We start from the raw sequence: 13,665 nt of genomic DNA, 5'->3' as shown, positions 1-13,665 counted from the left end.
CGGAGATCAGAAGTCGACACGACGCTGAGACTCGCCATCGAACAGAAACACCTGGTCGGCCGCGACCTTGATTCCGATCGGCTGATCGATCTGGCCGGCGAAATTCTTGTCTGCCCGTAGGGTCAGCAACTGGGCGCCGAGCCTGAGGCTGACGAGCGTGTTCTCGCCGGTGAGCTCGACCGAATAGATTGGGGCGACCAGATTGGCATCGCTCCCCCCGACTCCTGTCGCATGGATATCTTCTGGGCGAACGCCGAGAACCGCGCGGGGAACGCTCGCCTGGCCGAGCCCGCCCACCCTCAGCCCAGCGCTCGTGAAGATGCCGTCCCGCGCCTCGCCTGGAATGAGGTTCATCGGCGGCGAGCCGATGAAGCCGGCGACGAAAAGCGTGCGCGGATCGCTGTAGATTTCCCGCGGCGTACCCAGCTGCTCGATCACCCCCCTGTTCATGACCGCCACCCGATGCGCCAGCGTCATCGCCTCGATCTGGTCGTGCGTGACGTAGATCGTCGTGACCTGGAGCTCGTGCTGGAGATGTTTCAGCTCCGAGCGCATCTGGGTGCGCAGCTTTGCGTCGAGATTGGAGAGCGGCTCGTCCATGAGAAAGACGCGCGGCGTGCGCACGATCGCGCGGGCAAGCGCGACGCGCTGGCGCTGACCGCCCGAAAGTTCCCTTGGCAGGCGCGACAGCATGGTCTCGAGTTCCACCCGACGCGCGACTTCGGCGACGCGCCGTTTGCTTTCCTCGGGTGGCACTTTGCGGATCTTGAGAGGGTAGCCGATGTTCTGCTCGACCGTCAGGTGCGGGTAGAGCGCATAGGACTGGAAGACCATCGCGACGTCGCGATACTTCGGCAGGACGCCATTAATGCGTTCCGCATCGATGTAGATATCGCCGGAGGTCGCCTCCTCGAGGCCAGCGACCATGCGCATCGTCGTGGTTTTGCCGCAACCGGAGGGGCCAAGCAGGACGAGAAACTCCTTGTCCCGGACCTCCAGGTTGAAGTCGGCCACCGCGACGAATTCGCCGAATTTCTTGGAGACGTTGTTGAACGTCACGGACGCCATGGCCTCACCCCTTGACCGCCCCGAGAGACAACCCCCGGACCAGATGCTTCTGAACGATGAACGCGAAGATGACGATCGGCACGCAGGCCATGAACCCGGCGGCGCTGATTTCTCCCCAATAGGTTTTATACTGCGTCACCCGCCCGGCAATGCCGATCGGCAGCGTCTGCGATTGCTCGGTGAGCGTGATGATCAGGGAAAGCAAAAACTCGTTCCAGGAGATGATCAGGCAGAAAATGGCGGTGGCCGCAAGCCCTGGGCGCGCCAGCGGCAAGGCGACATGCAGGAAGGCGCCCCATTGCGTGTCGCCGTCGACGATCGCCGCCTCTTCCAATTCGACGGGCAGGTCCTGGAAATAGCTCTTCATCATCCAGGTGGCGAACGGCAGGTTGAAGGCAGTGTAGGCGATGATGAGCGCCGACTTGGTGTTGAGCATGTCGAAGGAGTTGAAGAACAGATAGAGCGGGATGATGCTGACGATCGGCGGCATCATCCGTGTCGAAAGAATCCAGAACGAGATCTGCTTGCGCCATTGCCAGGGATAGCTGAATCGCGCCAAGGCATAGCCAGCCATCGTGCCGAAGCCGACGGAAATGATCGTGGTTCCAACCGCGACGAGCAAGCTGTTCAGCGCGTAGCGCAGGAACGGGCGCTGGACGAACGCCTCGTGGTAGTGCTTCAAGGTCGGGTTGCGCGGCAGCCATTCGGGCGGCACGGCGAAGATGTCGATGTCGTACTTGAACGAATTCACCGCGATCCAATAGACGGGAAACAACGTCAGGATCAGGGCGACGAGGATCGTCAGATAGGCGGTCAGGTGGAGAAGCATTTCGCTGCCACGGCTGCGTGTTCTTATCGTCGCCATCGTCGCCTCACTCCGCCAGCCGCATGCGCTTCATGAACCAGGTGCTCAGCACGATCGTCACGAACAGCACGAAGAGAGAGATCGCCGCCGCGTAGCCGGGATCGGCGAAGCGGTAGGCGACCTGATAGATGTATAGGCTCAGAACCTTCGTTCGATCCGCCGGACCTCCCCCCGTCAGGATGAAGACCAGATCGAAAAGGCGCAGGGCATCCATGACGCGCAGGAGCACGGCAATCGCGATGACCGGTTTCAGGAAGGGCAGCGTCAGATCCCAGAACTGCCGCCAGGACGAGGCGCCGTCCAGCGCCGCCGCCTCGTAGGGCTCGATCGGCAGGCTTGCCAGCCCCGCCAACATTAAGAGGAATATGAATGGCGTCCACTGCCAGACATCGGCGACGATGATTGAAAACATCGCCAAATTCACGTCGCCCGCCCAGGCCTGCAATGGAAGGCCGAGACGGAACATGATCTCGTTCAGGACGCCAAACTGTGGCTCATAGATGATCTTCCAGGTGATCGCGACGGCGATCGGCGGCAGCATCATCGGGATCATCAGGACGGTTTTCAGAAAGGTCAGCCGGCGGATGAACCTATCGAGCAGCAGCGCCAGGCCCAGTCCGAGCAAGAATTCAAACGTCACCGCCACGATCGTGAACACCGCAGTGTTGCGCAGCGCGACGTGAAACTGTGCGTCGGTCAACAGCCGCGCGAAATTGCCTGAGCCGACGAATTCCCAGGGCAGGTCGGGATTGGGGCTGATCCTGTGGACCGCCGCATAAAACATGTAGAAGCTGGGGAATATCGTCAGTGCCAGAAGGACAATCATCGTCGGCGCGAGCATCAGGTAGCGCAGGTGACGCTCGGTCCAATGCTCAAGCACGCCACCGGGTCTGGGCGACGCCGCCGGCATGCCTTTGTCGGGCCTCAACATTGGCTCCTCCCGCAGGCGCGACTGCATGTGTCCGTAGCCGATTCAAGGATGCAAACATGCAGCAATTCAAAATGCGACGGCGACCGTTGCGTCTCTGGTAAGACGTTGAGCGCTTTCGCTACTGACGTCGGATGCGACCCCACCGGTCGGTTCCGGTGCGGCCGCGAGAGTAGAGCCTGTGGCCCCACCGATATAGGCGTCCGCCTATTTAAGGCCGGTGATTTCTTCGACCGCTATCTGTGAGTTCTTCAGCGCCTCCTCCGGCGTGATCGTGCCCGCGACTGCCTTGGAAAGCTCGATCCCGAAGGCATTTTCGATCTCCGGCCACTTCGGATGACGCGGCCGTGGCGTCGAGGCCTGGATCGCCTCCATCAGCACGGGGTAATGGCGGAATTTCTCCTGCTTGGTCAGTTCCGGGTCGGTGAAGACCGAGGTGCGGACCGGCGGATTGCCGCGCTCGGCGGAGATCTTGATCTGCTCGGGCGAGGTCGCCCAGATCATAAAGTCGAAAGCCTCCTGCTTGTTCTTGGAGGCCGACATGATGCCCATGGTCCAATGGCCGATTTCGGAGCTGCCCGGTTTCGTGCCCGCCGGAATCGGACTGTAGGATATCTTGCCGACCATTTTCGATTGGCTCGGATCCTCGAAGGTCGCAACCCAGTTCGGCCAGTTGATTGACGACGCTGCGGTGCCGGCGGCAAGCGCAGTGCCAACCTCGTTGGCGTTGTAGCTCTCGATCCCCTTTGGAGAAACGTCGCGGAGCGCCATGAATGTCTTCATCGCGGCCGCGCCTTCCGGCGTATCGATCGTCACCTTCGTACGATCCTCGTTGAACATATTGGCGCCGTAGGACCAGAAGATCGGCATGAAATCGGCGACGACCGGGTTACCCTGTCCGCCACGGAAAACATAACCGAAATAGCGACCGCCGCCTTCCTTGGTCAGGGCCTGGCTTGCCTTCAATACGTCGTCCCAGGTCTTGGGGGCGTCAACACCGGCTTCCTTGTATTTCGCGGCGTCGTAGAAGAACATCTGCGCGTTTCCCACATAGGGCAGGCAGACGTAGGGACCCGTATTGTACGGGTTGCGGCATATTGCCAGCGACTTCGAAAGGAAATCGGTGTCCGGCCCCTCCAAGCCCGCCTGCTTGAAGAACGGCGTCAGGTCCTCCAGATGTCCGTTCTCGGCGAAAAACGGAATCCATGGGTCATCCATCAGGATGATGTCGAACACGCCGGATTTGGTCGCTCCTGCATTGGCGCCCTGCTCAAACACATTGGCATAAGGCGCCTGCACGATCTCCACCTTCGTACCCTTCATTTTCGAGTAGTCGGCGGCAGCAGCCCTTAGGCCGTCACCTTCACTGCTCGACGGCACGAGGATTGTGAAATCGGCCCAGGCGACCCCGTTGATCGCAAGCGCAGACGCCGCGGCAGCCAAAACGAGAAACAGTTTGCGAACCATTGTACACCTCCCAATCCGAGTTGTTGGTCAAAGGCCACTTCGCAATGGACCCGACCTTGCCCGGCATGGTGGAGACGCTGCCTCGACATCCACAAACGATTGAACAGCAAGATGAAATGGAGGCCGGCATCTCCTTAGCCGGCTGTTGCTCCCGCGATGAGTTTATCACATCAAAAGGCTTATTCAGAGAGGTTGCATTAGTATTTACTGTTATTGAGATTGCGCGAGCGCCTCCGAAAAGGCGCTGATACGCCCATCCGTCGTTCCCCGCCTGATGCGGTCCAGGAACCGCTGGTATCCGGGATGCTCGATGAGCAACCGCCGGCCGAGGCTCGACAGCAAATCGACATCCTCCGCATCCAATGCCAGCCTGTTGTGGAGCTTCATGATCCGCCGCGCCACCGGCGGGTCGACGATATCGGTCAAGGCCAGCCGGATGACATCGACATCAAGATCGCCGCAGCCCCGCCTTGCGCCATCCATACCGCAACGCCATTTCACAAATTTGTTGCGCCAGGCGGGCAGGTGGTCGTGCAGGGCATCGAAGCTTTGGAGGTTGGGGATGTTGATCATCGCGTCGATGGCCGCGACGATCGCATCCGGCGCCTTGGGGCTGTCCACGGTTTGCGACAGATCCCCTCCGACCCGGGTCGAGGCATCGACGACGATGACGATCAGGTGCCTGAGGCGCAGGGCCCGTTCCTCTGGAATGGGTTCGGGCGCCGACCGCCCCATCAGATGCAGTAGGCTCTGCGTTCCGACGCCATCGACCAGACCACCGTCGTAGAGCTTGAGATAGTTGAGATCCTTCGCCGTTTCGTAGCGCCTGAGTGAATCGGCGTATTCGCGCGCGACGAGCGAGCTTGGCGGCTGCGATTGCGCCGCCTGCGCGCGCACTTCCGGCAAGGCCTCGCAACCGGTCCGGAAGTTCCTTAAGGTCAGAGGCGCAAACACCACCGGGACTGCGGTCGAGGCCGCGACGGCATAGGCGAGCGGATAGTCGTCGTAACTGCTGCAAATGGCGGTGAAGGACGCTCGATCGAAGATGAACGGCGCGCGGTTATAGAGGTCGGTCGCATGGATCACCAGGCGCGGGTGGCCCGGTCGTGCAACGGTGCCGAGTGTCGCTCCCTTGAACAGGTTCGCATCGAGCCACGCAGGAAAGCCGGTTAGATCGTTCACCCCGCCGCGATAGCCGCGCAGGATATTCGCCGGCGAAAACGACATCCTGAGCGAGGCCTCGACATCGCGCCCGAGGAAACGCTTGCGAAAATCTTCAAGGCCCGAACGGCCGTAGAGGGCGAAATAGGAGGCAAGCACCGCGCCGCCGGAAACACCGGCGACGACAGCGACATCATCCGTAAGACGACGCCCCCTTGCGGCCGGTGATGCCTCTTCCGCCAGCGCCGACAACACGCCGTAGCCGAAGGCGGCAGAGCGCGCACCGCCTCCGGAAAAGGCAAGGACGATACCGGTGTCGCCGGCATCCGAGGTTGGCTGCTGCCGGGGCACTGCTCCGGTCGTCAGTTCGAGCCGCCTGTTGGTCGGCGTCACATCCGGGCCGGTGCAGCCCGCCGCAGCAAGTGCAAGCACCAGCGTTCCATGCCGCAGAAGCCACCTTGTGTGCGCAACCACAACCTGCCGCACGGTGTGGCGGCCAGCAGCCCCTTCTCCTTTCTCCTTGATTGAATGTCGCTTTCGATTGCTGACCTTCATGCGTCCTGATCCAGGTTGGTTTTGCCCGCGAAAATTGACGTTCGCGAGCAATTGCCGCCCAGCCTAAGGATCTACATTGAGACAGCATGTCATGGACGGCATTCGCAACGAAAGATTGTACGGCAGCAGCGATCGGGATTACTTTGCGGCGGGATGACAGGTTCCCTCAATGAAGCGCCGTTAGGGTCGCGCGCGTAAGCACATTGTACGAGGTAAAGCGCATTCATGCGGGTCTTGCTGGTCGAGGATGAGAAGGAACTCGCGGGAGCGCTCAGGGCCGCCTTGAGCCATCACCGGATGGTCGCCGACCACGCGCGCGACCTCACTGAGGCCGCCTTGATCCTGAACGATGCAGTCTACGACGTGGTCGTGCTGGACCGCAAGCTGCCCGATGGTGACGGGCTCTCGCTCATTCCCGTGATCCGGTCGCGCGGCAACAATGTGCCGGTGCTGGTGCTGACCGCGCTCGACGATCTCGCGGATCGGGTTGCCGGCCTCGATGGCGGCGCAGACGACTATATCGGCAAGCCCTTCGCCTTCGAGGAACTGCTGGCGCGGCTGCGGGCGCTGGCGCGGCGTCCCGTGCCCGTGCAGTCCGATATTGTCACTGTCGGGCGTCTCTCCTTCGACCTTGCGCACTGCGAGGCAAGTATCGCCGGGGCGCCGCTGAAGATGCCGCGGCGCGAACTTCTGGTGCTCGAGACGCTGACCCGGCGCATGGGCCGGATGGTGCTGCGCGCAGCGCTGATGGAAGCCGTCTTCGGCCTCGATGACGACATCCAGTCGAACGCGCTCGACACCCATATCTCGCGCGTTCGCCGCAAGCTTGCAGACGCGGATGCCGGAGTGATCATCAACGGCATTCGCGGCGTGGGCTATCTCCTCAGAGAAGATTCATGAGCGGCAGAGCCCCGCATTCGTTCAAATGGCGCCTCGTGGGCTGGCTGGTGCTGTTCGAAACGGTCGCCACGCTGGTTGTGATCGCCATTGCCGTCGGCCTGCTCTGGGTGACCGGCTACCTCATCGACGGCTACGAGAACGGCAATGTCGACGTGTTGAAGGATGCGATCACTCGCAACGCCGAGGGTAAGCTCGTCCTTCAGGAAACGCCTGACCTGATCCGGCTGCGCCGGCGGGTAGCAAACATCTGGTTCATCGTACGCGACAAGCAAGGACACAGCCTCGCCGAGGGCAAGGTGCCCGAAGCCTTCGTCTTTGCGATCGCCGGCCTCGAGCACATGAACGACGGCCGTTTCAGGCTTTCCCCGGACAAGAACGCGCGCCCCGAAGCCGTCGTCAAATGGCTTGAGTCGCCAGCGGGTAGCGTCCAGATCTTCAGCGGCACCGAGGGGGAACTGACCTTCGGCCGCCTGCTGCTCAGCACGACCGGCGCCTTCCTCACCATCTTCGTGCCGATGTTGTTGCTGCTCGCCTTTGCGACCGTGGTGGTCACGCCGGTCGTCGTACGGCGAATGTTGTCGGGCCTCTCCCATGCGGCCTCGCATGCGGCGCATATCGAATACGACCGGCGCGGCATCCAGATGCCGGTCGTAGGCGTTCCCTCGGAATTCCTGCCGCTGGTGAGGGCCGTCAACGATGCGCTCGAACGCCTCGACGAGGGCTATACGAGGCACAAGCGTTTCCTGGCACAAGCCGCCCATGAACTGCGCACACCGGTTGCCATCCTTGGTGCCCGCATCGCCTCGCTGCCACCGGGACCGGACAAGACCCGCCTCAACGAGGACGTGACGCGCCTTTCGATCCTGGCAGGTCAGCTTCTCGACCTCGAACGGCTCGATGCCCAGAAGGACGAATTCAGGCCCGTCGATCTCGCGGCCCTTGCCGAACGGGTGATCGTTGCACTCGCACCGCTTGCCTTTGGCGCCGGCTACGAGATGACCTTCGAGGCGGATCCACGCCCCGTCGTGGTGACAGGGGACGAAGCATCTTTGGAGCGGGCGCTCACCAATCTCGTGCAGAACGCCATCGACCATGGCGGCCGACGGGGCACGATTACGGTCAAGGTCGACCCGCAAGGCGCGATCGATGTGTGCGACGACGGCGACGGCATCCCGCGCAGCGAAACGGACCGGATCTTCGAGCCATTCCAGCGGCTTCGCAAGGACGGCAAGGGGGCGGGCCTGGGCCTCAACCTGGTGCAGAAGATCGTCCAGTTGCACGGCGGCTATGTCGACGTCGCCCGCTCGCCGTCCGGCGGCGCCTGCATGCGCATCGTGCTGCCGCGGGAGGCGACGACTTCGGCTTGAAAAGAGCAAGCCCCGGAACCTGCTGCCTGTTTTGCCCTTGAATCGGCTAGGACATAGGGAGAAGACATGAGGTTCCGGGGCTCGACGCGACCTGACCGGGAGAAAATGTCAGGCCGCCTGGACCTTCTTCGACACCCGCGCCCATTCCGGGATCCAGTCACGATGGGCTGTGAGCAGATCGTCGACGAGCGACCAGATCTGGTCGAGGTCGAGCTCGGCCGCCGTGTGCGGATCCATCATCGCGGCATGGTAGAGATGCTCGCGGTTTTCGGTCATCAGCGCCTGCACCGTCAGCTCCTGGACGTTGATGTTGGTGCGGATCAGCGCCGTGAGCTGCGGCGGCAGATCGCCGATGAAAGTCGGCTGGATGCCGGATGCGTCGACCAGGCAGGGAACCTCCGCGGCGCAGTTTTCCGGCAGCGAGGTGATGCAGCCATTGTTGCGGAGGTTGCCGTAGATGACAGAGGGCTCGCCCGTCCAGACCGAGTTCATGATCGACGAGGCGTATTCATGGCTTTCGGCCACTTCGATCGTCTCGGCCTCCTTGAAGGCGGCCGCCTGCCCCTTCCAGCGCTCGATCTGCTCGACGCAGCGTTTCGGATATTCGTCGAGTGGAATGCCGAACTTCTCGATGAGGTCGGGCCGGCCGTCCTTGATGAAATACGGGGTGTACTCGGCGAAGTGCTCCGAGCTTTCGGTGACGAAATAGCCGAGTCTCGTCAGCATTTCGTAGCGGACCTTGTTCGGGCAGCGCGGATTCCAGTGGCTGGGTTTCGGGAAACGGCCCTCGCGGTAGCCGCGCACGAGATCCGGATAGAGGTCGCGGTAGCTGCCGTCTGACTGCTTGTGCTCGAATTTGAGGAAGAAGGCCATATGGTTGATGCCGGCGGCGCGGTAGCGAATCTCCGAAACCGGGATATCGAGATCGCGCGAAAGCTCGTAGGCCGTGCCCTGGACTGAGTGGCAGAGACCCACCTGACGGATCATCGGATATTTCTCGGCGATCGCCCAGGTGTTGATCGCCATCGGGTTGACGTATTGCAGGAGGATGGCGTTGGGGCAGACCTCGAGCATGTCCTCGCAGATCTTCCAGAGATGCGGCACGGTGCGAAGCCCGCGCATGATGCCGCCGACGCCGAGCGTATCGGCGATCGTCTGGCGCAGACCATATTTCTTCGGCACCTCGAAATCGGTGACGGTGCAGGGCTCGTAGCCGCCGATCTGGAAGGCGACGACGACGAAATCGGCACCCTCCAGCGCCTTCTTTTGGTTGGAATGGGTCTCGATATCAGCCTTGACGCCGAGCGTGCGCACCAGCTTGCCGGCGACGATCTCGCTTTCGCCCAGGCGCTCAGGGTTGACATCCATCAGCGCGATGGTCGCGGCCGACAGCGCCGGGCGCTGCAGCACGTCGCCGATGATGTTCTTCATGAAGACGGTGGAGCCGGCGCCGATAAAGGTGATCTTAGGTTGTCTGGTCATGGATTGCCTCTGCTTTCTGGTGTCATGCGGCCACATCGAAGGCGGCTTTCACAAGCCGTTCGGTGTAGGCGGTCTTGGGATTGGACAGGATTTCGCTCACCGGCCCCTCCTCCACTATCCTGCCGTGTTGCATCACCACGACCCGGTGGCAGAGCGCGCGCACGACCTTGAGGTCATGGGAGATGAAGAGATAGCTGAGGCCCCGCTCGTCCTGCAGCTTGCGCAGCAGTTCGATGATCTGGGCCTGAACGGAGAGATCGAGCGCCGAGGTGGGCTCGTCGAGCAGGATGAATTCCGGCTCGAGCGCGATGGCGCGGGCGATCGCTATGCGCTGGCGCTGGCCGCCCGAGAACTCATGCGGGAAGCGTGACAGGATGTTGCCCGGCATTCCGGCCGCTGTCAGCGCATCCACCACCCGGTCGAGCCGTTCCTTGCGATTGGCACCAATGCCGTTGACGACCAGCCCCTCCTCGATGATCTGGCCGATCGACATGCGCGGATTGAGCGAGGCGAAGGGGTCCTGGAAGACGATCTGGATGCGCGAACGCAGCGGCCGCATTGCGGTGCGGTCCTTGTTGTGGATCGGGATGCCGTCGAAAAAGATCTCGCCTCCATCGGCATTGAGCAGTCGGATCAGAGCCTGGCCGAAGGTCGTCTTGCCCGAACCGGATTCGCCGACGAGCCCGAGCGTCTCATGCTTGTGCAGATTGAGGCTGAGCTTGTCGACCGCGACCAGCTCGGAAAACTGCGAACGGAACAGGCCGCCCTTCTTCAGCATGAAGGAGACCTTCACATCCCGCCCGTCAAGGACGATCGGCGCATTGTCCGGTAGCGGATTGGCGGCGCCCGAGGGCTCCGACGAAAGCAGCCGCCTGGTATAGGGGTGCAAGGGGTTGGCGAAGAGCGCCGCTGTCGTGTTGTGCTCCTTCACCTCGCCATATTGCATGACATAGACATAGTCCGAGAACTGGCGCACGACCGTCAGGTCGTGGGTGATCAGGATCACTGCCATGCCGAGCTCGCGCTGCAGGTCGCGGATCAGATTGAGGATCTGCGCCTGGACGGTCACGTCGAGCGCCGTCGTCGGCTCGTCGGCGATCAGCACGTCCGGGTCGTTGGCGAGCGCCATGGCGATCATCACGCGCTGCCGCTGGCCGCCGGAGAGCTGGTGCGGATACTGGTTGAGCCGCAGCTCGGGATCGGGGATCTTCACATGGCGCAGCAGTTCGAGCGCGCGTTCGGTCGCTGCGCGGCGGCTGATCCTGCGGTGGGCCCGGATCGCCTCGACGATCTGCGCGCCGACCGTATAGACGGGATTGAGCGAGCTCATCGGCTCCTGGAAGATCATCGCCAGCCGATCGCCGCGCAGAGCCCGCCGCTCGCGCGGCGAGAACTTGAGCACATCCTTGCCGTCATATTCGATACGCGATTGCCGGGCAATCGTTGCGCGCTTCGACAGAAGCCCCATGACGCTGCGCGCCGTCACCGATTTGCCCGAGCCGGACTCGCCGACGATGGCGATGGTCTCACCGCGATAGAGCTGGAAGGACACGTCCTTCACCGCCTCCACCGTGCCATGTTCGACCTTGAAGCGGACAGCGACATTGCGCGCGTCGATGATCGGTCGGCCATTCCGTTCCAAAAGGTCCTTTCTCTCGGCGGGAGCAGCGGAGAGGATGTCGATAGTTTCTGTCATGAGCATCCTCCTCAATAGGGGTCGATGGCATCGCGCAGGCCGTCGCCAAGGGCATTAAAGGCGAAGACTGTGACAAGCACGAAGGCGACGGGCGACAGGATCCAGGGATAGGACCCGATGACGGAATAGGTGGACGTGTCCTGCAGCATCAGCCCCCAGGAAATCAGCGGCGGCTTGACCGCAAAGCCCAGGAACCCAAGGAAGGATTCGAGCAGCACCACCTGCGGGATCGAGAGCGTGACCGCGACGATCACGTGACTCATCACGTTCGGCAGGATGTGCTGGAAGATGATGCGCCGGTCGCTGGCGCCGACGGCAATCGCCGCCCGCACATAGTCGATGCGGGCAAGCGCCAGCGTCTTGCCACGCACCTCGCGTGACATCTGCGCCCATCCGAGCGCCGACATGACGATGATGACGAAGGCGAGGAAGACATTGGTCGGCGCCGTCACCGGGATCAACGAGGTCAATGCCAGGTAGAGCGGCAGTTGCGGGAAGGCGAGCACCAGCTCGACGAAGCGCTGCGTCCAGACATCGAAGCGGCCGCCGAAATAGCCGGACGCCATGCCGACCGTCGTGCCGACGACGGTGACGATCGAGACGACGACGAGGGCGATCATCAGCGAGATGCGTGATCCGACGAGAATGCGCGACAGGATGTCCCGGCCGAACTTGTCTGTGCCGAGCAGATGCACCGGCGAACCGTCGACCGCGCCGAACAAATGCCGTTCGGACGGAATCAGGCCGAAGAGCCGGTAGGGCGCCCCTTTGACGAAGAAACCGAGGATCTGCGGATTATCGTAATCAGGGCCGATGATCGGCTGGAACGTGATCGGGTCAAGCTCTGCACCCTCGGTCAAAGGGTAGCTGCGCGGCGGCAGGACGAAATTCCCGTCCTTGTCGGTGAAGCTGATCGCCTGCGGCGGCGCAAAGGCGACGCCCGTGGCCTTCGGATCGACCGGCGACAGGAAGTCGGCGAATACCGCCATGAAGATCAGCAGGCCGACGAGAACCAGGCCGAGCATGCCGGTCCAGGAACGCTTCAGGCGGCGCCAGACGAGCGCCTGGTAGCTTTCGTTGTGATGCTCCTGCTTGGGTTCGACGGTGAACGGAAGGGCTGTCTCAATCTCGACGGTCATGCGTGGGCTCCCCCCAGACGCACGCGCGGATCGAGCGCGGCCAGCAGCATGTCGGCGATGATGTTGCCGAGGATGAGGGTTGCCGAAAGCACCAGCATGAAGGTGGCGGTGACATAGACGTCGCCTACCCACATGGAGCCGACGATAGCAGGGCCGACGGTCGGCAGCGCGAAGATGATCGCCGTCTCGATCTCGCCCGTCAGCATGTAGGGCAGCACCACACCCTGGTACATGATCAGCGGGTGCAGCGCGTTGGGCACGGCATGGCGCATGACCACCGCACCTTCGCTCAAGCCCTTCGCTCGAGCGGTCTCGACATATTGGGCGTTCAGCGTGTCGAGCAGATTGCCGCGCATCACCCGCATATTGTAGGCGAGGCCGCCGAAAGTGGCGATTGCAACGACCGGCCAGACATGCTTGACGAGGTCGACGAACTTGTCAAAGGACCAGGGCGCGCCGCCGTAGCGGGCCGAGTGGAAGCTGTTGATCTCGCTGACATTGAAATGGAAGACGAGGACATAGACGATGATCAGCGCCATCAGGAAGCGCGGCACCGTCATGCCGAGGAAGGACACGGTCGAAAGCAGGCTGTCGATCCAGGAATATTGCCGGGTTGCGGCGATGATGCCGAAGGAAATGCCGATGACGGACGCGAGGATGTGGCAGACGAGCGCCAGGGCCAGCGTGCGCGGCAGGCGTTCGCCAACGACGTCGGCAACCGGCTTGTTGTAATAGAGGCTGTGTCCGAAATCGCCGCGCGTCAGGATGCCGGTCATCCAGTTGGCGTATTGCACCGCCAGCGGCTTATCGAGGCCATGTTCCTTGCGATAGGCCTGCGCTTGGGCTTCCGCTTCCTCGTAGGAAGCGCCACCCTGGTTGATGAGCTGCGAGCGGATGTAATCGCTGTAGTCACCGGGCGGCGCCTGGATGATGGCGAAGGTCGCCACGCTCAGGACCAAAAGCACCGGAATGGCAGAGGCGAGGCGGACAAGCAGAAACCTGAACATGCCGTTTCCTTCTGTCGGCTGGGGTGATGG

11 protein-coding genes are annotated in these 13,665 nt (G+C 62.2%); 2 read left to right on the top strand and 9 right to left on the bottom strand.

What is annotated here, in order from left to right:
• Positions 1–6 precede the first annotated feature (6 nt).
• The 5 genes from BHMPCIPO_RS25685 to BHMPCIPO_RS25665 form a co-directional block, all read right to left on the bottom strand.
• Entirely contained in the window at positions 7–1,068 is a 1,062-nt protein-coding gene (locus BHMPCIPO_RS25685; protein ID WP_173519558.1) for an ABC transporter ATP-binding protein, read from the bottom strand.
• A gap of 4 nt (positions 1,069–1,072) precedes the next feature.
• The gene (locus tag BHMPCIPO_RS25680; RefSeq protein ID WP_173519557.1) at positions 1,073–1,933 is read right to left on the bottom strand and encodes a carbohydrate ABC transporter permease; all 861 of its coding nucleotides are present in this window, start codon (positions 1,931–1,933) and stop codon (positions 1,073–1,075) included.
• Positions 1,934–1,940: 7 nt separating this feature from the next.
• Entirely contained in the window at positions 1,941–2,864 is a 924-nt protein-coding gene (locus BHMPCIPO_RS25675; protein WP_173519556.1) for a carbohydrate ABC transporter permease, read from the bottom strand.
• A 204-nt stretch (positions 2,865–3,068) separates the two neighbouring features.
• Positions 3,069–4,328, bottom strand: coding sequence for an ABC transporter substrate-binding protein (locus BHMPCIPO_RS25670; protein ID WP_173519555.1), 1,260 nt, complete (start codon positions 4,326–4,328; stop codon positions 3,069–3,071).
• A 210-nt stretch (positions 4,329–4,538) separates the two neighbouring features.
• Positions 4,539–5,921, bottom strand: a complete 1,383-nt coding sequence (locus BHMPCIPO_RS25665; protein ID WP_173519554.1) for a patatin-like phospholipase family protein — start codon at positions 5,919–5,921, stop codon at positions 4,539–4,541.
• A gap of 348 nt (positions 5,922–6,269) precedes the next feature.
• Between BHMPCIPO_RS25665 and BHMPCIPO_RS25660 the strand changes: the two genes are divergently transcribed.
• Together BHMPCIPO_RS25660 and BHMPCIPO_RS25655 are read left to right on the top strand one after the other, a co-directional pair.
• Entirely contained in the window at positions 6,270–6,944 is a 675-nt protein-coding gene (locus BHMPCIPO_RS25660; protein WP_173519553.1) for a response regulator transcription factor, read from the top strand.
• Positions 6,941–8,311: a sensor histidine kinase gene (locus tag BHMPCIPO_RS25655; protein ID WP_173519552.1), complete on the top strand. Its 1,371-nt coding sequence runs from the start codon at positions 6,941–6,943 to the stop codon at positions 8,309–8,311. The genes BHMPCIPO_RS25660 and BHMPCIPO_RS25655 overlap by 4 nt, the downstream gene beginning before the upstream one ends.
• Positions 8,312–8,419: 108 nt before the next feature.
• Here BHMPCIPO_RS25655 and BHMPCIPO_RS25650 read toward each other — a convergent pair whose 3' ends face one another.
• The 4 genes from BHMPCIPO_RS25650 to BHMPCIPO_RS25635 are packed head-to-tail and all read right to left on the bottom strand — an operon-like array spanning position 8,420 to position 13,635.
• Complete coding sequence (locus tag BHMPCIPO_RS25650) at positions 8,420–9,793, bottom strand: alpha-glucosidase/alpha-galactosidase (protein WP_173519551.1); 1,374 nt, start codon at positions 9,791–9,793, stop codon at positions 8,420–8,422.
• A 22-nt stretch (positions 9,794–9,815) separates the two neighbouring features.
• The gene (locus tag BHMPCIPO_RS25645; RefSeq protein ID WP_173519550.1) at positions 9,816–11,495 is read right to left on the bottom strand and encodes an ABC transporter ATP-binding protein; all 1,680 of its coding nucleotides are present in this window, start codon (positions 11,493–11,495) and stop codon (positions 9,816–9,818) included.
• A gap of 5 nt (positions 11,496–11,500) precedes the next feature.
• Complete coding sequence (locus BHMPCIPO_RS25640) at positions 11,501–12,628, bottom strand: ABC transporter permease (protein WP_173519549.1); 1,128 nt, start codon at positions 12,626–12,628, stop codon at positions 11,501–11,503.
• A complete protein-coding gene (locus BHMPCIPO_RS25635; protein WP_173519548.1) occupies positions 12,625–13,635 on the bottom strand; it encodes an ABC transporter permease in 1,011 nt (336 codons plus the stop codon). Before BHMPCIPO_RS25635 ends, BHMPCIPO_RS25640 begins: the two co-directional genes overlap by 4 nt.
• Between the last annotated feature and the right edge of the window lie 30 nt (positions 13,636–13,665).

This window comes from Ensifer sesbaniae (genome assembly GCF_013283665.1).
GTDB classification, from domain to species: Bacteria; Pseudomonadota; Alphaproteobacteria; order Rhizobiales; family Rhizobiaceae; genus Ensifer; species Ensifer sesbaniae.
Note: the sequence above shows the minus strand (reverse complement) of the source record. Positions and strands in the feature narration are given on the sequence as shown.